Annotated in this window: 18 protein-coding genes and 1 riboswitch; of the genes, 7 read left to right on the top strand and 11 right to left on the bottom strand. The window is 68.9% G+C overall.

Features of this window, described 5'->3' with window-relative positions; genetic code table 11:
* Positions 1-55 precede the first annotated feature (55 nt).
* Entirely contained in the window at positions 56-859 is an 804-nt protein-coding gene (gene fabI / locus ACOGW9_RS10825) for an enoyl-ACP reductase FabI (protein ID WP_419911115.1), read from the top strand.
* A gap of 32 nt (positions 860-891) precedes the next feature.
* Here the strand turns inward: fabI and ACOGW9_RS10820 are convergent, their stop codons facing one another.
* Together ACOGW9_RS10820 and ACOGW9_RS10815 are read right to left on the bottom strand one after the other, a co-directional pair.
* Positions 892-1,974, bottom strand: a complete 1,083-nt coding sequence (locus tag ACOGW9_RS10820; protein WP_419911113.1) for a hemolysin family protein — start codon at positions 1,972-1,974, stop codon at positions 892-894.
* Positions 1,971-3,305 carry a hemolysin family protein gene (locus ACOGW9_RS10815; protein ID WP_419911111.1) on the bottom strand — a complete coding sequence of 445 codons (1,335 nt, stop codon included), beginning with the start codon at positions 3,303-3,305 and terminating at the stop codon, positions 1,971-1,973. Before ACOGW9_RS10815 ends, ACOGW9_RS10820 begins: the two co-directional genes overlap by 4 nt.
* A gap of 95 nt (positions 3,306-3,400) precedes the next feature.
* Here ACOGW9_RS10815 and ACOGW9_RS10810 point away from each other — a divergent pair, with 95 nt between their 5' ends.
* Genes ACOGW9_RS10810 through ACOGW9_RS10795 form a run of 4 tightly spaced genes read left to right on the top strand, consistent with a single transcriptional unit; the run spans position 3,401 to position 9,021 of the window.
* A complete protein-coding gene (locus tag ACOGW9_RS10810; protein ID WP_419911109.1) occupies positions 3,401-5,338 on the top strand; it encodes an ABC transporter ATP-binding protein in 1,938 nt (645 codons plus the stop codon).
* Positions 5,332-7,521 (top strand): ABC transporter ATP-binding protein, encoded by a 2,190-nt coding sequence (locus ACOGW9_RS10805; RefSeq protein WP_419911107.1) that lies wholly within the window; start codon positions 5,332-5,334, stop codon positions 7,519-7,521. Before ACOGW9_RS10810 ends, ACOGW9_RS10805 begins: the two co-directional genes overlap by 7 nt.
* Positions 7,518-8,309 carry an ABC transporter ATP-binding protein gene (locus tag ACOGW9_RS10800; protein ID WP_419911105.1) on the top strand — a complete coding sequence of 264 codons (792 nt, stop codon included), beginning with the start codon at positions 7,518-7,520 and terminating at the stop codon, positions 8,307-8,309. The genes ACOGW9_RS10805 and ACOGW9_RS10800 overlap by 4 nt, the downstream gene beginning before the upstream one ends.
* A gap of 31 nt (positions 8,310-8,340) precedes the next feature.
* Entirely contained in the window at positions 8,341-9,021 is a 681-nt protein-coding gene (locus tag ACOGW9_RS10795) for a PaaI family thioesterase (RefSeq protein WP_419911103.1), read from the top strand.
* A 20-nt stretch (positions 9,022-9,041) separates the two neighbouring features.
* Here ACOGW9_RS10795 and ACOGW9_RS10790 read toward each other — a convergent pair whose 3' ends face one another.
* The 7 genes from ACOGW9_RS10790 to ACOGW9_RS10760 all read right to left on the bottom strand — a co-directional run bounded on the left by ACOGW9_RS10790 (position 9,042) and on the right by ACOGW9_RS10760 (position 15,629).
* Positions 9,042-10,421, bottom strand: coding sequence for a hypothetical protein (locus ACOGW9_RS10790; protein ID WP_419911101.1), 1,380 nt, complete (start codon positions 10,419-10,421; stop codon positions 9,042-9,044).
* Positions 10,422-10,472: 51 nt separating this feature from the next.
* Positions 10,473-11,750: an acyl-CoA dehydrogenase family protein gene (locus ACOGW9_RS10785; protein ID WP_419911099.1), complete on the bottom strand. Its 1,278-nt coding sequence runs from the start codon at positions 11,748-11,750 to the stop codon at positions 10,473-10,475.
* A gap of 86 nt (positions 11,751-11,836) precedes the next feature.
* On the bottom strand, positions 11,837-12,349 hold the full coding sequence (locus tag ACOGW9_RS10780; protein ID WP_419911097.1) for a hypothetical protein: 513 nt from the start codon (positions 12,347-12,349) through the stop codon (positions 11,837-11,839).
* Entirely contained in the window at positions 12,346-13,200 is an 855-nt protein-coding gene (locus ACOGW9_RS10775; RefSeq protein WP_419911095.1) for an HAD family hydrolase, read from the bottom strand. The genes ACOGW9_RS10780 and ACOGW9_RS10775 overlap by 4 nt, the downstream gene beginning before the upstream one ends.
* 86 nt (positions 13,201-13,286) lie before the next feature.
* Positions 13,287-14,141: a PaaI family thioesterase gene (locus tag ACOGW9_RS10770; RefSeq protein WP_419911093.1), complete on the bottom strand. Its 855-nt coding sequence runs from the start codon at positions 14,139-14,141 to the stop codon at positions 13,287-13,289.
* Positions 14,138-14,764, bottom strand: coding sequence for a dephospho-CoA kinase (coaE, locus tag ACOGW9_RS10765; protein WP_419911091.1), 627 nt, complete (start codon positions 14,762-14,764; stop codon positions 14,138-14,140). Before coaE ends, ACOGW9_RS10770 begins: the two co-directional genes overlap by 4 nt.
* Positions 14,765-14,849: 85 nt before the next feature.
* The gene (locus tag ACOGW9_RS10760) at positions 14,850-15,629 is read right to left on the bottom strand and encodes a TIGR03084 family metal-binding protein (RefSeq protein WP_419911089.1); all 780 of its coding nucleotides are present in this window, start codon (positions 15,627-15,629) and stop codon (positions 14,850-14,852) included.
* A gap of 71 nt (positions 15,630-15,700) precedes the next feature.
* On the opposite strand from ACOGW9_RS10760, the gene ACOGW9_RS10755 reads away from it, so the two are divergent.
* Positions 15,701-17,794, top strand: coding sequence for an acetoacetate--CoA ligase (locus tag ACOGW9_RS10755; protein ID WP_419911087.1), 2,094 nt, complete (start codon positions 15,701-15,703; stop codon positions 17,792-17,794).
* A 28-nt stretch (positions 17,795-17,822) separates the two neighbouring features.
* Complete coding sequence (locus ACOGW9_RS10750; RefSeq protein WP_419911085.1) at positions 17,823-18,212, top strand: hypothetical protein; 390 nt, start codon at positions 17,823-17,825, stop codon at positions 18,210-18,212.
* On the opposite strand, the gene ACOGW9_RS10745 is transcribed toward ACOGW9_RS10750, so the two are convergent.
* Positions 18,209-19,873 carry an ABC transporter permease gene (locus ACOGW9_RS10745; RefSeq protein ID WP_419911083.1) on the bottom strand — a complete coding sequence of 555 codons (1,665 nt, stop codon included), beginning with the start codon at positions 19,871-19,873 and terminating at the stop codon, positions 18,209-18,211. The genes ACOGW9_RS10750 and ACOGW9_RS10745 overlap by 4 nt on opposite strands.
* Before the next feature lie 23 nt (positions 19,874-19,896).
* The gene (locus ACOGW9_RS10740; RefSeq protein WP_419911081.1) at positions 19,897-21,024 is read right to left on the bottom strand and encodes a thiamine ABC transporter substrate-binding protein; all 1,128 of its coding nucleotides are present in this window, start codon (positions 21,022-21,024) and stop codon (positions 19,897-19,899) included.
* A riboswitch (TPP riboswitch) is annotated at positions 21,010-21,120 on the bottom strand. (Overlaps the previous gene by 15 nt.)
* Positions 21,121-21,165: the final 45 nt, after the last annotated feature.

Raw genomic sequence — 21,165 nt, 5'->3', positions numbered from 1 at the left:
GTAGCGTCCCCCAGGAGAAACACACGTCAACAGCAGCACGTCAGGCTGGCAAGCCATGAACGGGAGCGGAGGCAGGCCGATGGCCGGAGACGGGATCGTGGCAGGCAAGAAATTCCTCATCACCGGCGTGCTGACCGATGCATCGCTGGCGTTCAACGTGGCCCGTCTCGCCCAGGAACAGGGTGCCGAGGTGGTGCTCACAGGTGCGGGCCGGGGCCTGCGGCTGACCGAGCGCACCGCCCGCAAGCTCCCCGAGCCTGCCGACGTACTGGCCTGCGACGTCACCGTGCCCGAGGAGATCGACGCCGTGCGCGCCGACCTCGAACAGCGTTGGGGATGCCTGGACGGCCTGCTGCACGCCATCGGTTTCGCCCCCCAAAGCTGCTTGGGCGGCAACTTCCTGGACGCTCCTTGGGACGACGTCGCCACAGCGGTCCACATCTCCGCCTACAGCCTCGCTGGGCTCACCTCGCCAATGGCGCCGCTGCTGGCCGAGGCGAAAGGTTCGGTGGTCGGGCTCACATTCGATGCCAGCGTGGCGTGGCCCTTCTACGACTGGATGGGCGTCGCCAAGGCCGCTTTCGAGTCGACAGCCCGCTATCTGGCCAAGTCGTTGGGACCGCAGGGCATCCGGGTGAACCTGATCTCAGCGGGCCCGATCCGCACGATGGCCGCCAAGTCCATATCGGGCTTCGAGCAATTCGAAGACGCCTGGGCCGAGCGAGCCCCGCTGGGCTGGGACATCACCGACAGCGAAGCGGTTGCCCGCAGCACGCTGGCGCTGATGTCGGACTGGTTCGGCGGCACGACCGGCGAGATCGTCCACGTAGACGGCGGCTACCACGCCATCGGCGCTTGACCGCCCGCCGCTGCGGCTCAGCAGGGCGGTTCCTACAGATCAGCCTCCGCGCCCGGCACGACCGGATCGCCGATCAGGCGCCGCAGCAGGTCGTCGAGCGCGAACACTCCCAGCGTGCGGCCCGCTGTGTCGGTCACCACGGCGAGGTGGATGCGGCGGCGCTGCATCACCCGCAACGCCTCGTCGAGCGTTGTGTCGCCGCTGAAGCGCAGCATCCGACGGATCAGGCCCCGGCCGGAGAGCTCCGCGGCGGCGAGGCGGTCGGCCTCAGCCAGGTCGCGGGCGTCGCTCACCGCTGAGGTGGCCAGGTCGTTGCTGTGCAGCATTCCTCGCACATCGTCGGGCCCGTCGCCGAGCACGACGAGCCGTGACCGGCCCGTGCGAGCGAACTGCTGCTCCACTTCGGCGACCGGGTCGGCCAGTCGTACCGCCGAGACCTCGCCCGCGGGCGCCATGACGTCGCTCACTCGGGAGGCCTCGAACCGCATGGCCCGCTCCAGCAGTGCCACATCAGTCGCTGCAATGTGGCCTTCGGCGAGCGATTCACGGGCCATGAGCGTCAGCTCGGCAGGTGTCGCCACATCGGCAAGCTCCGTGGTCGGCTCGACTCGCAGCATGCGGGTCATGCCATTCGCCACCCACTGCAGCGCCCGGGCGATCGGGCGGGCAACGTACAGATACGCAGCCATGGGCCGGGCCAGCACCATCAAGGTGCGCTCGGGCCCGATCAGCGCCAGGTTCTTGGGCACCATCTCGCCGAACACCATGTGCAGCACGGTCACGATCCCCAGACCGACTCCGAAGCCGATGGTGTGCAGCACAGCATCGGGGATCTCGACGATGCCGTGCACTGCCCGTTCGATGAGCCTGGCAATCGCCGGCTCGGTGAGGCGCCCGACGGCGAGCGAGCACAGGGTGATGCCCAGCTGCGCGCCCCCGAGCGTGGTCAGCACGTCGGTTTGCATGTGCTGCGCTGCCAGCGCCGAGCGCTTGCCGGTGGCCGCCTGGGAGTCCACGGCCGCTCGCTTCGCGCCGATGAGGCCGAACTCGATGGCGACGAATGCACCGTTGAACACGATGAGCACGAGACCCACTGCAATCGCCAGCGTTGTCATGGCGCGTCACCCGTGGGGTATTCGTTGCCGGTTGCGGCCTCAGCCGGAGCGATGACGCGCACTTCGGCCACGCGAAGCCCGTCCACCGCGGTGACCTCCAGGCGCCAGCCTTCCCAAGTGGCGACTGCTCCCACCGCGGGAATGTCGCCCAAGCGTTCCAGCACGAAGCCCGCCAGCGTCTCATAGGGACCCGGCGGCGGCGCCAGGCCCGAAGCCTCCTCGACCTCGTGGAGCGTGGCAGTGCCCGCGAGCGTTACCGGCTGGCCAGGCCGCCGGGGGGTGAGCTTGGCCGGCTCGTCAAATTCGTCGGCGATGTCGCCCACGAGTTCCTCTGCGATGTCCTCCCGGGTGAGCACACCGGCGGTGCCGCCGTGCTCGTCCACCACCACGCACAGCCGGCAGTCCGACGCCGCCATGTCGGCCAGGACTCCGTCGAGCGTTCGGCTCTCGGCCACGGCCACCACCGGGCGCATGATGGACTCCACCGGTGTTCGTGCCCGTTCTTCTGCATCCACCCCGAAGATGTCGCGCACCTCGGCGACGCCCAGCACATCGTCGGAGTTCGTGCCGAGCACCGGGAAGCGGGAATGCCCGCTGGTGCGCGCCAGCTCCGCCAGTTCGGTGAGGGTCGCAGCAGCGCCGATGGCCGACATCGCTGTGCGCGGCGTCAGCGCGTCGGCAGCGTCCTTGCGCCCCAGGCGCAGCGTCCGCACCAGCAGATCGGCCTGGTTCTCGCTGAGCGTCCTGCGACGCGACGAGCGCACCACGTATTCCAACTCGTCGCGCGTGCGTACGATGCGGAGTTCTTCGGTGGGCTCGAGTCCGAGGCCGCGCACTGTGGCGTTGGCGATACCGTTGAAGGTCAGCGTGAGGGGCGCAGCGACCGTGCCATAGAGCCGCAGGACCGGCGCCAGCGCCAGGGCGGTCCCGAGCGGGCGCGAGACGGCCAGGTTCTTGGGCAGCAACTCGCCGAACACCATCTGCATGGCCGCAGCCAGCACGATCGCCACCACGGCGACCGCGCCAGCCGATGCCAGCGAGGCGCCCCAGCCGCCCAGCAACCATTCGATCAGCCTGCCGACGGTGTCTTCAGCGATGATGCCGAGCACCAGCGAGGTGAGCGTGATGCCGAGCTGGGCGCCGGCGAGATGGAAGTTGAGTCGCCGCAACAGGGCGCGTACCCCGCGGGCGCGTCGCTGCCCCCGGGCGGCCAGCACGTCGACCTGAGAGGTGTCGACGGCGAGCAGACAGAATTCACCCGCCACGTACACGCCGTTCAAGACGATGAGCGCGACGACAATCCCGAGTCCTGCGATGAGTCCCAGCGTCATGCCGGTGCCGTGCACCCCCGAGCGCCCCAGTGGCCGCGTCCACGGTACCCGCGAGCACCGGCCTGCAGAACAGGGTCGCCGGTAGCCTCGCCGGGATGCGGGTGGCCCCACCCACTGCGCCCGCGGAGTCCGCTGCGCAGCCCGATCCTGACGCAGACTGGATCCGCGCCGACCCGTCGCTGAGCTGGATCCGGCGGCTCGGGCCGTTGCTGCGGCACCAGCGGGCGCGCATCGTCAGCGCGGTGATCGCCGCCATCTTGGCGACGGGCGCGGGAGCCATCGCTCCATGGATCGCCGGCTTGGCCGTCGACGCCGCAGTGACCGGTCTCGAAGGCGCCGGCTCGGGCTCGTTGTGGGCGTTTGTCATCGCCCTGGTGGGGCTCGGCATCGCACGCGGCATCTTCACCTACGCCTACCGCTACGGGCTCTTCTCCATGGGCCACCGGGTGGAGTTCCAGCTGCGCACGCTGCTCTTCTCCCACCTCAGCCGGCTGTCGTTCGCGTTCTACGACAGGGTGCAGACCGGCGAGATCATCTCCCGCTCCAACTCCGACATCCGCTCGGTGCAGATGTATCTGGCTTTCGCGCCGATTGTGTCAGTGCAGCTCTTGAGCTTCGTGGTGGCAATCGCGGTCATGGCATGGATCAGCCTGCCGCTGACCGCCATCACGATGCTGATCATGCCCGCCGTCTACGTGCTGGGCCAGCGGCTGCGACGCATCATGTTCCCGCTGTCGTGGATCATCCAGTCACGCAACGCCGAGGTCGCCACCGTCACCCACGAGAGCGTGAACGGCGTGCGTGTCGTGAAGGCCTTTGCCGCCGAGGCCCGTCAGGTGGAGGAGATGGCCCGGGCGACCCAACGGCTGCGCTGGGCCAACATGCTGCAGCACAACACCAGGGCGCACTACACGCCGGTCGTCGAGAACCTGCCGAACTTGGCAATGGCGATGGTGCTGCTGGTGGGCGGTCACCTGATCATCGGCGACACACTCTCGGTGGGCAATCTGGCCACCTTCTACCTGTACATCCTGCTGCTGCAGGCGCCGTTCCGGTTCATCGGGATGCTGTTCATCTTCGGCCAGCGGGCCAAGGCGTCCGCAGAGCGCATCTTCCAGGTGCTCGACGAGCCGGTGCTCGTGGCAGACCGTCCCGGCGCCATCGATCTGCCGCAGCGAGAGGGCTCGCACGGCGGGCCTTCGGGCATGGAAGTGCGATTCGACGACGTGCGATTCGCCTATGGCACCGAGACGGTCGGGGGCGTCGCGGGTACTGCGAGCGCCGATAGCGATGCGCCGCTGGTCTTCGACGGGCTCGACCTGCACATCGGCGCCGGCGAGCGGGTCGCGGTCGTCGGGCGTACCGGCTGCGGCAAATCGACGCTCGCCCGGCTGCTGATGCGCTTCTACAGCCTCGGCGACGGCACGATCTCCGTCGGCGGTCACGACGTGAACGCCCTCACGGGCGACAGCCTGCGCCGGGCCGTCGGCCTCGTGCCCGACGAGCCGTTCTTGTTCTCGGCCAGCATTCACGACAACATCGCCTACGCACGGCCCGATGCCGCCAGGTCAGATGTGGTCGCCGCTGCCACCGCGGCACAGGCCCACGACTTCATCAGCGAGCTCGACGAGGGTTACGACACCGTGGTCGGCGAGCGCGGCTACGACCTCTCAGGCGGCCAGCGCCAGCGCATCGCCATCGCACGGGCGATCCTCGCCGATCCCGCCGTGCTGATTCTCGACGACGCCACGAGCTCCATCGACGTGGCGCACGAGGCGAAGATCCACGAGGCACTCACCGAGCTGCTCGCCGAGCGCACGACCATCGTGATCGCTCACCGGCTGTCCACGATCAGCCTGGCTGATCGGGTGATCCTGCTGGACGGCGGGCGAGTTGCCGCCGACGGCACCCACGCAGAGCTGATGGCCACCGAGCCCCGCTATGTCGAGGTGCTGGCCGCGGGGGGCGACACCGCCGATCCCGGCCGATTCGCCACCGCCGACGGCACGCCCGGGAGCAGCAGATCATGGTGATGGTCGGCGGCCCCGGCCACATGGGGCCGACTGCGACACAGGCCAGCGCCGCGGCGGGGCTGCCGTTCGCCGGCGTGCCGACCGAGATGCAGGAAGGCGCGAACAAGCTGCTGGAGGCCGAGCCGGCCCACCCCGAGCCGGACGTCGACTTCGACCATGTGGCCGGAGGTGCCGGGGGCGGGCGGGCGCGCCCGTTCGGCCTGCGGGACATGCTGGTGCCGCACAGCTGGAGCGTGGGCCTGGCACTGCTGCTGCTCTGCCTCGAGACCACGGCGATGCAAGCGGTGCCGGTGCTCTTCCAGCAGGGCATCGATCGCGGCATCGAAGCGGGCGACCGCTTCGCGCTCAACATGGTGGTGCTGATCTTTCTCGGCGTGGTCGCAGTCAGCATCCTGCTCAGCCGGCTGCGTCAACGCCTGAACGGGCGCATTGCCGAACAGGTCATGTTCGACCTGCGGTTGCGCCTGTTCAGCCACTACCAGCGGCTCTCGCTCGACTGGTACACCACGGCCAAGTCCGGCGTGCTGCTCAGCCGCATGACCTCCGACATGGAGTACGTGGCGTTGCTCATCAACGAAGGCTTCGTGAACCTGCTGATCCAGGTGCTCACGGTGTGCGTCGTGACCGTGGTGCTGTTCACCTACAACCCGGTTTTGGCGGTGATCCTGCTCGTAGGGATCGTGCCGCCTTTGGTGGCCCTGACGCTGTGGTTCCGGGCCCGCAGCGAGGCGGGCTACGGCGAGATCCGCGACCGCATCGCCGACGTGCTGGCCGACCTGTCCGAGAATCTGGCCGGGATCCGGGTGATTGCGGCCACCGGGCGTCGCCTGGAGAACGCCCTGCGGCACCGCAAGGTGACCGCTCGCTTCCGCGACGCCAACCTGTCCATGTCCAGGGTGCAGGCGATCTACGGGCCCAGCACCGAGGCCATCGGCATCGCCGCCCAGGGACTGGTGCTGGCAATCGGCGGCGTGATGGTGGTGCGAGGCAGCCTCAGCGTCGGCGAGCTGGGCGCGTTCGTGCTGTATGTCACCAGGTTCTTCGCCCCGATCCAGCAGCTCGCCCAGCTCTACAGCACCTACCAGCAAGGCCAGTCCGGTCTCCGCAAGATCAGCGAGGTCCTGGCCACCCAGCCGACCGTGCGCCAACGTCCCGACGCGGCCGAGCTGCCGCCGGTGAGCGGTCACATCCGGCTCGAGAATGTCTCGTTCGCCTACGACGACGATGCGGCCACCGCGGGCACTGCCGGCGACGGCAGCAACAGCACAGCCGGCGACAGGGTGAATGGCGACGCAGACGAGTCGCGACGGATGCGAGTGTCGTTCGACCCACTGGGGATGGGGCCGACGGCGAATGGCGAGCACGCAGAGCGCAACGGCGCCGGCCAGCCACCCTTTGGCGATGCCGAGGGCGGCATTGCCGGCAGCGACGAGCCGTTTGGCGATGACCCGCCCGAGGTGCTGAGCGATGTCAGCCTCGACATCCGCCCCGGCGAGACGTTCGCCCTGGTGGGGCCGACGGGCGCGGGCAAGAGCACCATCGCAAAACTGATCATCCGCTTCTATGACCCGACAGCAGGCCGGATCACGATCGACGGCTGGGACCTGCGTGACGTCACGCTGTCGTCGTTGCGCAATCAGCTCGGCGTTGTTCCCCAGGAGCCGTTCCTGTTCCACGGCACCATCCGCGACAACGTGGCATTCGGCCTGCGCGACCGTGCCGGCAGCGAGGGCGACACGCAGCTCGACGCCGACATCGACGCGGCGCTCGACCTGGTCGGACTGCGCCGCTTGATCGACAGCCTGCCCGAGGGCGCGGACACCCAGGTGCACGAGCGGGGCGTGTCGCTGTCGGCCGGCGAGCGGCAGCTCTTGGCGCTGGCCCGGGCGTTCGTGGCGCGGCCGCGGGTGATCGTGCTCGATGAGGCCACGTCCAGCGTCGATCTCAGCACCGAGGCCGAGATCGAGGGTGCGCTGGACCTGCTGCTGGAAGGCCGCACAGCGGTGCTCATCGCGCACCGGCTGGCCACGGCGATGCGGGCCGACCGCATCGCCGTGATCGACGAGGGCGGGGTGGTGGAGCTGGGCACCCACGACGAGTTGGTGGCCCTCGGCGGCCGCTACGCCGAGATGTACGCCACGTGGGTGTCCCATGCCGGCGAGGGCTCCCGAGACCGCCCATGAGCGAGCGCCCGACCGTCTCGCTGCGCGACGTGTCTGTTGTTTACGACGGCACCACGGTGCTGGGCCCGCTCGACTGGGACATCGCTCCGCACGAGCGCTGGATCGTGCTCGGCCCCAACGGGTCGGGCAAGACGAGCTTGATCAAGGTCATTTCGCTCTACCGCTTCCCGACAACCGGCACCGTCGAGGTGCTGGGCGAGCGGTGGGGTGCGGTCGATGTGCGCGAGCACCGGCGACGCATCGGGCTGGCCAGCTCGTCGCTGCGAGACCAGTTCCGGCCCAACATCAGCGCGCTCGACATCGTGATGACGGCGCGCTATGCGGCGCTGGAGACCTGGTGGCACAGCTACTCCGACGCCGACCGGTCGAGCGCAAGGGCCTGCCTGGAGCGCGTGGGCGCAGCACGACTGGCTGATCGGGCATTCTCGACCCTGTCCTCAGGCGAGCAGCAGCGGGTGCAGCTTGCCCGCACGCTCATGAGCCGTCCCGATCTGCTGCTGCTCGACGAACCGACGGCCGGCTTGGACCTCGCAGGCCGCGAGCAGCTGGTGGCCAGCCTGGAATCGCTCGCCGCTGACCCCGAGACGCCGGCCACCGTGCTCGTGACGCACCACACCGACGAGATCCCCCCCTCGTTCACCCACGGCCTGCTGCTGCGCGAAGGTGTGCCGCTGGCGTGCGGCGCCTTGGACGATGTGCTGACAGCCGAGTCGCTGTCGGAGTGCTTCGCGCACAAGCTGCAACTCGAGCGGCGCGACGGTCGCTGGCTGTCCTGGGCAGTCAGCTAGCACCGCCCGTACCGGCTGCGAGACTTGCATCATGAGCAAGCGGGATGCTGCGCGGGGAGATCTGCATCTGATCTATCCCGATCCGCAATTTGCAGAGCGGAGCACCGCCGCGGGTGCTCTGAGGCGGCTGGCACACGCGTTTGTCCGGCACCGCACCGACTCCGGGACCCTGGCGGAGATCGCAGCTTGGGCGGACGCGACGGCTCAGCAGCTCGAAGCAGGATCTCCACCGGTCCCCCGCCCGGAGGACTACTTCGCGCGCCGCTACGTCGATCCGCCGCCACCCGATGGCGCCGAGGTGATGGCCTTCGGCGACCGCGCCTTCAGCGGGCCAGCCAATCCCACCGCGATGGAAGTGGACATGCGCCGACACGGCGACGGGGTCCGCGCCACCGCGACGTTCGGCGCCGCGTTCGAGAGCGCCCCGGGCCGGGTGCACGGCGGGGCGGTGTGCGCCGTGGTGGACGACGTGCTGGGGTATCTGATGGTGTGCTTGGGGATTGCCGCCTACACCGCTCGTCTCGAGATCGACTACCGGGGCGGCGTCCCGATCGACGAGCCGGTGATCTTTGACGGACGTGAGACTCGCCGCGAGGGGCGCAAGTCCAGCGTCGAGCTGACGGTGCGTGCCGCCGCCGCGCCGCCGGACTCCGCAGCGCTGATTGAGGCCGCCGGGCTGTTCGTGATCGTCACCGCCGACCAGCTTGCGTGAGTCTGGGTCTCGCCTGCGTCCTACGGAATGGCGCGCAAGATGATGTGCTCGAGCGGCTCGCCGACGCGGGCCCGACCGGAGGGCAGCTGTCCCGGCCCGGCCTCGACATCCCACACCATGACGTCATTTTCGAGCGTGTACAGCAGGAACCGGCTGTCGGGTGCCCACGCCATGTTTCCGAGATCGACGCCGATCTCGGGCGAATGACGTCCCCATCCTTCGTCGAGGTCCACGACCACCACGCCTGTGGGCGTCGAGTTGCCGTGCAGTAGCCGGATCGCGACACGGTTGCCGTCGGGCGACATCAGGCCTTGCTCACTCCAGCGCTCAGGCGGCGCTGCCGCCAGCTCTGCCGGCAGCTCGATGATGCGCTCGGAAATCGTTCCGGTGACAATGGGGTATCCCTCGCAGATCGCTTCGCATTCCTCGGTCCGCTCGGCTTGGTCGCGATCGCCGAATTGCCCCGCTGCCTCTGCACAGATGTCTTGGCACCACTCGTCACGGCGATCTGCGCCGACGCTGGCGCTGAAGCTCGTGTCGGTGATCTGGCAGCCGTACGCCTCGCATTGCAGCCGCACGACGTGGCTGTCGCCCACCGCCAGCACGCGCCCGGCCCCGAGCTGGAGCGCTTGATTGCGGCCGTCCACCGCCATGACGCGACCGGCCATGGACACCACGACATGGTCCCCAAGGGCTCCGTGCACTCGAGCCTCGTTCGGCAATTGCACTGCCGAGCGAAACACTCCGTCGGGCCCGACGACTCGGGCAAACAGGTGCTCGGTGCTGCGAACGACGGCGACGATTCCCGGTGGGCTGTAGGCGGGCAGCACGTCCTGGTTGTCTTCGGCGATGACGACGGTGACCCCGGTTTCGGGCTCGACCCGCATGACGTCTCGTCCGATGCCCACGGCGATGGCGCCGTCCAGGTCGATCAGCGTGTGCGGCAGTCCTGGCAGCGGCACATAGGTCGCTGCGCCGCTCAGCAGGTCGAGGCGAAACAGGAAACCGCGAACATCGCCTGTCGGATCGCCCGCCAGCGTGGCGATCATTTCTGCGTCAGGCCGCACCGGCGGCAGGCCGCCCACCGGTCCGTCGAGCGCGGTCGGCGGGGGAAGCGTCGTGCGAGGCGGACGCTCGGGCGCCACTGTCGTGGTCGTCGCCGGGGGCGACGTCGTGGTGGTCGCAGCCGTCGCGGCCTCGTCCGTTTCGGGGTCGCCGCCGCGCAGCCACGCCACGATTGCTGCAGCGGCGGCCAATGCGAGCAACAACACCAGCAGGGCTATCAGGCGCGGAGGCACCGGCGATGGCTGGCGTTCGATGACCGACTCCTGGACACCGGCAAAGTCGGCCCCGCCTTCGGGCAGGATCTCCAGGCCCCGAGGCGGTTCAGGAGTGCTCACCGCTTGACATTCTGCGCCGCGTCCCGCGCCCGCGCGTGCCGAGCCAGACCGTTACCAGGAGGTCGCGTTCTGGGCGAGCTCCCGGAACGGCGTAGCGGGATCAGGGCCAGGTTCACGGGGAAGCCCGAGCACCCGCTCGCCCAGGATGTTGCGCTGGATCTCATCGGTGCCGCCATAGATCGACGGGGCGGGCGAGAACACCGCCATCTCCTGCAGCACGCCGTCGGTCGCGGCGGATTCGCCCCACAACGTCATGTCAGCGCCGAGGATGGTGCTGGCAAGCGATCGGGCACGTCTCAATGCGGCCGTCATCCGCAGCTTCGCCAGATTGCCCTCGCCGCCGGTGCGCTGAGATCGCTGCCGCCCGCGGATCGAGGAGAGCCGCATGAGCTCGAGGTCGACGTGCAAGGCAGCAAGCTCCTGCCGCACGAGCGCATCGTCGGCGCGGCCGCGGGCGCGGGCTTCGGAGCTGAGCTGATTGAGGGTGCCCGGTCCCACTCCCCCGGCCGCGAGCGGGAGCCGTTTGCCGCGAAAAGTGCCAGCAGGTCGGTCGAGATGGCCGGCGATTGAGCCGGGGTGCGCGGCGGCGAATGCGAGTCCGTGGCTGCCGCCGATGCCCGCCCGCTCGACCATGAGCGTTGTATTGGTCACCCGCCAGCCATCGTTCAGGTTGCCGATGACGTTTGCGTGCGGGACGCGAGCCCCGTCGATGAACACCTCGTTGAAGAGCGACCGGCCGGTCATCTCGCGCAGCGGTCGCACCTCGACGCCGTCCTGATCCATCTCGAAGGCGAACCACGTGAGTCCGCGGTGCTTCGGCGCCTCGGGATCGGTGCGGGCGACCAGCATGCCCAAATCGGCATGAGAGCCTTCGGAGGTCCACACCTTCTGCCCGGTGATGATCCACTCGTCACCGTCGCGGACAGCCTTGGTCTGCAGACCGGCGAGGTCGCTGCCCGCGCCCGGCTCAGAGAACAGCTGGCACCACGATTCGGTCCCATCGAGGATGGCGGGAACGAAGCGCTCGATCTGGGAGGGCGTGCCGTGCTCGAGGACGGTGGGCGCCGCCAGCAGCATGCCCAGCCCGGCCGGCGAGCCAATGGCGCCAGCGGCGCGAATCGCATCGACCAAGACACGGGTTTCGGCGCGTCCCCAGCCCCGGCCGAACGGCTCAGCCAGCGTCGGGTTGGCCAGGCCAGCAGCAGCCAGCCGCGCCCACCATTCCCGCACGCTGATGTCGGGATCCCAGTTGACAGCCATCCACGCATCGAGCTCCGACCGGATCTCCTCAGCCGATGCCGACGGTGTTGCAGCTCGCCGCTCGCTCATGGCGCCGAACCCTACCGGCGGCCCCGTTCAGCCTTCCTCCGCAATGCGGAGCTGTCTCAACCTTCCTCCGCAAAGCGGAGGCTGCGTCATTCTTCCTCCGCAAAGCGGAGGAAGATGGCCGTGGTCGGGGCGAGGAAGAGGCGCCACGCTTGCAGAATGCCGCCGTTCGGGCCGCAGATCATGCGGGTCTCGGTGCCGGCCGGCAGCTCAACCACCACCTTGGGGCTGAAGATCCACATCAACCGCAGACGCAGCATGTAGCTGCCCGGACGCAGAACGAAGCGCTCGGTGCGGTCGTCGCGGATCTGCCCGACTCGCTGGCTCTCGATGAGGACCTGATAGCTGCGGATCGTGTCCCGGTAGTGATGGATGCGCTCCAGCACAAGCTCGGCGGTCGCCCCTTCCGGCGTATCGGTGCCAGCATCGTCTGTGTCGTCGTCAGCGACAACTTCGGGCATTCCCATGGGTGTGCGCGGGGCCTTGGCATTGTGGTCGGCCATGCCGCGCCGCATCCGCTCCCAGATTGACGGATTGGGCGACGCCGCCTCGCCCGCCGAACCCCCCTGTTCGGATTCATCGCTGCCGGGCTCCGAGGTCATGAGATTCCTTTCAGCAACTGCTCTATCACCGCCGCCACGCCGTCGTCATGATGGTTGGGCGCCACGACATCGGCCACCGCGCGCACCTCAGCAGGCGCGTTCGACATCGCGACCGCCAGACCGGCCCAGCGCAGCATGTCGATGTCGTTCAGCCCGTCGCCGAAGGCAATCGTGTCGGCGGCATCGATGCCGTAGCGCTGGCAGATGACTTCGAGCCCTGCTGCCTTGTTCACGCCAGCGGCCGCGATCTCTGCCATGTCCAGGCCGGACGGGCGGATCTCGGTGCCGAGCGGCATCTCGGGTGCGAGCTCGTCGATGAGCGCCAGCGTGTCGACGCTGGGCGCGTGTACCAGCCACGTCAGAGCAGGCCCGTCGACGGCGGCGACTGCATCGTCGACGCGGGCAACGCTGATGTCGGCGAGCAGGTCAATGGGCATATCCGGAGCGAAGCCGTGCTCCCAAATGTGCCGGCCGTCGGCCAAGTCGAGGCCGAGACGGATATCGGGTACCAGCTTGCGGGCGATCTCGGCCGCTTCAATGGCCTCGATGTGCGTCATCGCGCGATCCGCGATCTGCTCGCCCGCGACGGCGTCCATGACCACGGCCCCATTGAGACATACCGCATAGGCCACGCCGGGGGCCCTGCGCAGAACCGATTGGGCCTGGGGCCACGGGCGACCGGTAGCCAAGGCGGCAACCACACCCGACTCGGTCAGCGCGCGCAGTGCCGAAGCTGTCCGCTCAGTGAGCACACCCTGACGGTTGATCAGCGTGCCGTCGACATCGAATGCCGCCAGCCGCGGCAGCCCGCCTCGTGACCTCAGCCCGGTGCCTCCTGCCGCCGTGTCCATGCCCTGCACGGTAGAGGGCCGGTGTGACACGGCGGATGCGGTGTCGGCTCGTCTTGATGCGATCGGCCGCCTGGGGGCCGGATCGGTCAGTCCAGGTAGGCCGCGGTCGCAGTGGCGGTCTGCAGCAACCGGTCGGTGCCCCCGGCAGTCTCGAAGATGCGGGTGCGGCTGGTGACGAGGTGGTCGGTGCGAGCCAGCACTTCCCCATCCACCCGGAACGGTCCGCCCCGGCCCGGCGCCAGGTAGTGCATGTCGGCGAACACGCAGCGTGAGCTGCGCTCGCCGCCCGCCTCCAGGCCGGCGAGGTGGTTCGCCATGACCTCGGCCACCACGATCGAGGCGCCCCCTTGCAGCGAGCCGAATGAGTTGCGGATGCGGTTGTGCATCGGCAGCTCGATGCGCGGCGCACCCGGCACTGGCGTGATGCGCAGGTAGTCGTCGAGGGGCGGCCGGGGGTCCAGCTCGTCTTCCTCCCGGTAGTCGACGGCGTTCTCCCGGGCGGTGGAGTCCACGACCGGCGTGTCGTCGCGCCGCGGCAGCCGCGCGTAGGTGCAGGTCGAGCGGGCAATCTCGGTTCCGGCCTCGTCGGTCACCGAAGTCTCGGTGACGACCTGGTTGCGACCGACCCGCAGCGGCGAGCACCGGGCCGTCACTGCCTCGCCGGTGGCACGCGCTGCCAAGACCGTAGACAGGTGCAGCGTGGCCGACCAGTCGGGCGTCACCTGCAGCACTGCGTGGTGACCGGCCACCGAGTCGACCAGCGTGGCGAGGGCGCCGAGCCGCAGCCAGCCGCCGTCGGCCAACGGCCCGTCGGCAAGGTCGTCGAGAACCGGCATGGTGGCGGTCAGCGTGCCGTCACCCGCCATCTGGTGGCTGAGCCGCAGGTGCCGCAGGATGTGGTTCTGTGGCGGGTAGCGGGCCGGCGGCGCCTCCGGGCTCATGCGGAGCGCTCGTGTGCCAGCCTGCACAGGGCATCCCACAGCTTCGTCGTGGCATCGGCCAGCTCATCGCTCCCGCCGCCGTTTCCGACGACGAAGTTCGCAGCTTCCCGCCGTTGCTCGTCGGTGGCCTGGGACGCCAGTCGCGCCTTGGCATCGTCGGCGGTCATGCCGCGCTCGATGAGCCGCTCCAGCCGTATGTCGGGCGGCGCCTCAACGGTCACCACGACCTCATAGGGGAAGCGGGTATTGCGGCCCAGCGTGCTCTCGGTGAGCACGGCCATGTCGAGCACGACGACGTCGGTCGCGCCGGCCTCCCCGATGGACTCGATCCGCTCGTCGAGCAGTTCGTTGATCGCCGGATGGCTGATCTCATTGAGCGCCGCTAGCTCGTCGGGATCGCTGAACACGATCGACGCGAGCGCAGGACGGTCAATGCCGCCGTCGGGACCCGCCAGTTCGCTGCCGAATCGCTCAATCACGGCCTGCACCGCCGACCCGCCGGGAGCGATGATCTCGCGGCCCAAGGCATCCACATCCACCACCGCCGCTCCGTGACCGGCCAGCAGTCGCGCCACGGTGCTCTTGCCGGAGCCGATGCCGCCCGTCAGACCGACGATCAGCACTGCACTTCCTGCGCGCGCCTCAGCACGGTGCCCAGTTCGCCGCGCCTCAGTAATGCGTCCGCCAACGCGCCGATCCGCATCGCGCTCAGGCGGCGCGGCGGCTTTCGGCGTCGGTCGGCGGCCCAGCGAACGCCTGGGCGATGTCCATCCACCCCGTCGCCAGCGGGCCGGTGACCGACAAGCCGGTCTCGGTGTGGTGTCGGCGCTGCGTCACCGCCAGGCAGAACTCGTAGCCGTCGCCACTCACCTTGTCGGACGCATCTTCAGGACCCCACGTCCACACGTCTCCGCTGGGGGCATCCAGCTCGACTCGTACCGGCCCCCCGGGCACGTCGAGGCCCCGGTTCGCGTAGCTCCAGCCACGGGTGCTGACCCCGATGTGGGCAACGTGGCGGAGTCGATCGGTGCGTGGCAATTCCCGGCCGTGGGTGTCGGCAACGTCATGCCCGTGCGACCAGGTCTCCATGAGCCGGGCAGTCACAAACGACAGCGCCCCCATGGACGGCCCGAACCAGGGAATCCGGTCCTTGGGATCGAGCGGGCGCACAGCGTCCAGCATCTTGGTGCGTTCGGCACAGAGCCAGTCCCAGATCTCCGCCCCGGACATGGAGGCGAAGTCGAACCCGGCTGCGGTGTGCAAATCCATCTCACCGCGCGCCGCAGCGGCCTTGAAGTCATCGAAGTGCTCGGGATCGACGACGGCCACCGTTGCCACCCAGTCGGTCATGCCCAGATGCACCATCGTCTCGCGGCTGTCCCAGCCCTCTGCGGGCGTGGGCAGGCGCCACTGCTCCTCGCTGAGGTCACCGACCACGTCGCCGAGCGCGTCGTTCTCTGCCTGAAGGTCGTCGCAGATGCCGTCCATGGATGGGGACACTACCCCTCGGCGGATCGCCGATTCATTGCCTGTCACAGCGGCTGGGTAGCTTGCGCTCGATGAGCAGCGCAGCAGGCAGCGAGAACCCCGCAGTAGCCGACGCACCCGTGCTGTGGCGGCCCGACGCCGGGCGACGTGCGGGGACGCAGCTCTGGCAATTCGCCGAACGGGTGGGGATCGGGCTCGACCGCAACACCTATGCGGATCTGCACGCGTGGTCGGTGCAGCATCCCGGAGCGTTCTGGCGCGCCGTGTGGGAGTTCTGCGACGGCATCGGCGAACTCGGCCCGGACTTCATCGCCGCAGGATCGCACGACGAGAGCGACTCGGCGGCTGGCGCTGGCGCGTTGCCAGGCCCCGGTCTGGAGTTCTTCGCCGGCTCCAGCCTGAACATCGCCGAGCACTACCTGCGGCCCGCCGCTGCGGGCGGACCGCAGCCCGATGACACAGCGCTGGTGTTCATCGGCGAGGACGCCGCGCAGCTGACCATGACCCACGGCGAGCTGCGAGCCGAGGTGGCAGCGTGCCAGCGAGCGCTGGCAGCCGATGGCGTCGGCGTGGGTGACCGGGTCGCCACGATGCTCCCCAACGGACCCGAAGCGCTCGTCGTGTTCCTGGCGACGGCCTCGCTGGGTGCGGTGTACTCGTCAGTCAGCCCGGACTTCGGCATCGACGGCGTGCTCGACCGCTTCGACCAGATCTCCCCGACCGTCATGGTTGCCGTCGACGGCTACTACTACAACGGCGTCCGTCATCACACGGCCGCCAAGGCCGCCGAGGTGGCCGCCAGTCTCGAATCAACGGGTGCGTCGTTCTGCCGCTTGGTCATTGCGCCGTACGACCGCAGCGCACCCACGCCATCGGGCGACAGCCCGAGTTCGGCGACATCGTGGTCCGAGTGGCTGGCGCCTCATCGCGCCGCCGGGGGCGACGACCTGACGTTCGAACGGCTGGGCTTCGACCAGCCGGTGTACATCCTGTACTCGTCGGGCACCACGGGGAAGCCGAAGTGCATCGTTCACCGGGCCGGCGGCGCGCTGCTGAAGCTGTGGAGCGAGCAGCGGCTGCACTTCGACGTGCGCTCCGGCGACCGCGTCATGTACTTCACCACCACCGGCTGGATGATGTGGAACTGGCTCGTCGCGGGGCTGGCCAGCGGCGCATCGCTGGTGCTGTACGACGGGTCGCCATTCCACCCGAGTCCGGCGCGGCTCTTCGACGTGGCCGACGACTGGGGCGTCACGCTGTTCGGCGTCAGCGCCAAGTTCATCGAGGGTGCGATGAAGGCTGGCCTGCAGCCAATGCAGACCCATGCGCTGGACACGGTGCGCACGATCTCCTCCACCGGTTCTCCCCTGGCGCCCGAGGGCTTCGACTGGGTGTACTCCCAGGTCAAGGCCGACGTTCACTTGGCCTCGTTCTCTGGGGGCACCGACATCTGCGGCGGCTTCGTGATCGGCGACCCGACGGGGCCGGTGCGCCGCGGCGAAATCCAGGCGCCCGCGCTCGGCCTCGATGTCGACGTGGCCGATGCCGACGGCGCCCCGCTCGGCGCCGGCGCCCAGGGCGAGCTGGTGTGCCGCAATTCGTTCGTGTCGATGCCGCTGCAGTTCTGGGACGACCCTGACGATGTGCGCTACCGATCTGCCTACTTCGAACGCTTCGAGGGCGTGTGGCATCACGGCGACTTCGCCGAATGGACGCCCAGCGGCGGGATCATCATCAGCGGGCGATCCGACGCCACGCTGAATCCTGGCGGGGTGCGCATCGGCACCGCCGAGATCTACCGCCAGGTCGACCAGATCGACGAGGTGCTCGAGAGCGTGGTCATCGGCCAGCGAGTGCCTTCCGGTGCCGGAACAACAAGCAGCAGCGACACCCGTGTCGTGCTGTTCGTGAAGCTGCGCGAGGGCCTGACGCTCAACGACGAGCTGACCGGCAGGATCCGCTCGCAGATCCGTTCAGGAGCCTCGCCCCGGCATGTGCCTGCAGTGATCGCCCAAGTGCCAGCAATCCCGCGCACCCGTTCGGGAAAGCTCGTGGAGCTGGCGATTCGAGACGTCGTCGAGGGCCGACCAGTGGCCAACGTTGAGGCCATCGACGACCCCGACGCGCTCGACCACTTTGCCGACCATCCCGCATTGACCGTCTGAGCGACGCGACCGCACATATCGTGCACCCATGATCCTCGCGAAGCCCCTTGCGATCTACTTCAAGCTGGTTGCCGCCGCCGTGGTGGTGAACTTCTTCGTGTTCCCGTTCTACGGGCCCGGCGACGAGCCCGGCGATCCCGCAAATCTCGATGTGTGGAACGTCCTCGACTGGTTCATGGCTGCTGCGCTGGCGCTGGTGCTGATCACGACCTGGCAGCGGAGGTCGGCGGCCAGTTCCAACGACCGCAGCGCCCGGGCCATGTTCATCTTCGCTGTCGCCGTGACGATCGCCTTCGTGCCGAACTGGTTTCGGGCGATGGTCGACGGCGGCGACAACTTCACGATCTGGCACCTGATCGACACCGCGCTGCCGATCCTGCTGTGGACCGAGGGGCACCGCCTCTGGAAGGCGTCCTAGAACAGCGACTCATCGGTGCGGCGCAGGCCTTCGATGACCAGCACCGACGCAGCCGTCGCAGCCATGAGCACCACGGCGAGCGCCATCGCCTGACCTTGCAGGGTGTCGCCGGGCGTGCCGAGCAGGCGGAAGAGCGCCAGCGGCGCGGTCAGCGTGTCGGGCCGCCGCGGCAGGAACGCAGTGGCGCCGAATTCGCCGAGTGACACGGCGAAGGCGAAGGCGGCACCCACTGCAACAGCCCGTGAGGCGATCGGCACGTCGACCTCCCGGCGCGTGCGCAACGGCGATGCCCCGAGGACCGCCGCCGCTTCGCGCAGCCGGTCGTCGATGGACCGCAACGTCGGCACCAGGGTCCGCACGACGAACGGCATGCCCACCAAGGCGTGAGCGACCGGGATGATCCACCACACCGTGCGGAACTCGAACGGCGGTGTGTCGAGCGCCAGCAGCATGCCCAGCCCGACGGTCACCGCAGAGACACCCAACGGGAGCGTCAAACCCACATCGAACAGCCGCCGCAGCCACGCCGTGCCGCGCGCCGCGATCGCTGCGCGGGCGCGGCCTCCCACCACGACGATCGATGCAAGGACGCCGACAACTGTCGCAATGGCCATGGCCAGCGCAGCGAAGCCCAGCGAGTGCCACAGCGCAGCGAGTGCAGTAGCGGGGAGCATCTGCACCCGTTCGCCGAGCGCGACGAAGTTGGCCAGCCCATAGCCGCCGCCGGTGGCGAATGCCCGCTCGATCAGTGATCCGATCGGCACCCCCAACAGGAGCAGGGCCACCACCGCATTGGGGACGATCACGCCGGGGCGGCGCCGCGGCGCAGTGCGACCCGGTGCCCGGCGGGCGACTGCTCTGCGCCGTTCCGCCACGCCGGCGAGCGCGACCAGCGCCGCCACCGCCACGAGCTGGCAGAGCGCCAGCGCAGATGCCGTGGCGAAGTCGAGCCGCGTGATGGCGTAGCGGTAGATCTCGGTCTCGACGGTGGCGCGTGCGGGGCCCCCGAGGATCAGGATCACCCCGAAAGAGGTGAACGAGAACAGAAAGGTCACTGCTGCTGCCGCGGCGACAGCGGGACGCAGCAGGGGCCAAGTGACATGAGCGAACGCACGGGCGGGAGTGGCGCCCAGCACCGCTGCCGCGTCCGCGTTGCGCCCGTCGAGTCCGGCCCACCACGAGCCGACGGTCCGCACGACGACGGCGTAGTTGAAGAAGACGTGCGCCGCCAGGATCGCCCACACGGTGTGATGCAGCGACAGCGCACCCGAATCGAGGCCGAACCGGTCGAAGGTGGCGTTGAAGGCACCGGCCACGACCACCGTCGGCAGCACGAACGGCACGGTGATCACGGCACGCACGATTCGCCGGGTCCGCGGCTGCAGCCGGGCCAGCATCGCCGCAGCGGGAATACCGACGGCCAGGGTGAGCGCCGTGGAGGCGGCCGCCTGCCAGAAGGTGAACCACAGCACACCGCGAATGGCAGAACGTCCCAGCACGTCGACCAGCCCGCCGAGCCCGTCTGCGACGACGGTCAGCACGGGGTACACGAAGAACAGCGCCATGAAGGCGAGCGGCGCTGCTGCAGCGGCCACCCATCCGATGGCCGGCGGTGCGGAGCGCCGCGAGGGCGCCCGGTTGTCGGTCGCCTGAGGAGACATGCGGGCCTGGCCCAGCAACGCCCTCAGCGCAGGACGATCTCCACCCAGCGCTCGGTCCACGCGTCGCGGTTGGCCTCGATCTCAGCCGGGTCGAGCATCAGCGGATCCTCGGGCACCGCAGTGTGCTCGACGAACTCGGGCGGCAGCGTCGCGCTCTCGATGACGGGATACACGAACATGTTGAGCGGCACGTCGTTCTGCCACGTCTCGCTCAGCATGAAGTCGATGAGCGCCTGAGCGCCGGCTTCGTTGTCGGTGCCCGACAGGATCCCGGCGAATTCGATCTGGCGGTAGCACGACTCGGTGATGACTCCAGTCGGGGCGGTATCGGTCGGCGGGTCGGCGTAGATCACCTCCGCCGGCGGGCTGGACGCATACGACACGACCATTGATCGGTCGCCCCCGCCGGAGACGAACTCGCCGTAGTAGGCGTCCTCCCAGCCGGCGGTGACCGTGACGCCGTTGTTGCGCAGGTCCTCCCAGTACAGCTCCCAGCCGTCGCCGAAGGCCGCAATGGTGGCGAGCAGGAAGGCCAGGCCCGGCGAAGACGTCTCGGGGTGCTGCACCACCAGTTGGTCGGCGAACTCGGGGAAGGTCAGCTCGTCGAGCGTGACCGGCTCCCAGGGCACCGCGTCCTTCCAGTAGTTGACGCACACGTCGCCGTAATCCACCGGAGTGACCCGGTGGCGCGAATCGAGCTGGAAATCCTCGGGCACGCCGGCGAGCGCCGGCGACTCGTATCGCAGGAAGATGCCGGCGTCGAGACCGCGTTGGAGGAACGTGTTGTCGATGCCGAACAGCACGTCGCCCAGCGGCGCGTCCTTGGTGAGGATCGCCTCGGCCACGAGCGTGCCGGTATCTCCGACTTCGAGCAGTTCGACGGTCACCCCGGTCTGGGCCGTGAACTCGTCCAGAGTGCCGTCTGACAGGTTGAACGAATCGTGGCTGATGAGCGTGACCGTGGTGCCCTCAATCGACGGCTCGGTTGTGGTCGCAGGCGTCGCATCCTGCGACGGGGACTCCGTCTCAGGAGGCGGAGCCGGGATGTCGGTCTCCGGGATGTCGTCGCTGCCGCATGCGGCAACCAGCAGCATCGCTGCTGCAACCGAAACAGCAATGCGATACGACTTGCGCAGTTGATGGGTGGTCATGAGCTTCCTCCGCTGGCATTACCCAGATCAGGTTCTCGGGTCGGCGACCGCACTGCTGTCGCCCTCTCAGCCCCGTGGGCTCCCCGGTATGTGTTGTCGTCGCCACCCTACCGTGCGATGCCGATGGGCCAGTCTCAGAAC

The sequence above is a fragment of the Candidatus Poriferisodalis sp. genome, from assembly GCF_965203655.1.
Classification (GTDB): Bacteria; Actinomycetota; Acidimicrobiia; order Acidimicrobiales; family Poriferisodalaceae; genus Poriferisodalis.
This window is presented reverse-complemented; position numbering and strand designations above follow the sequence as displayed.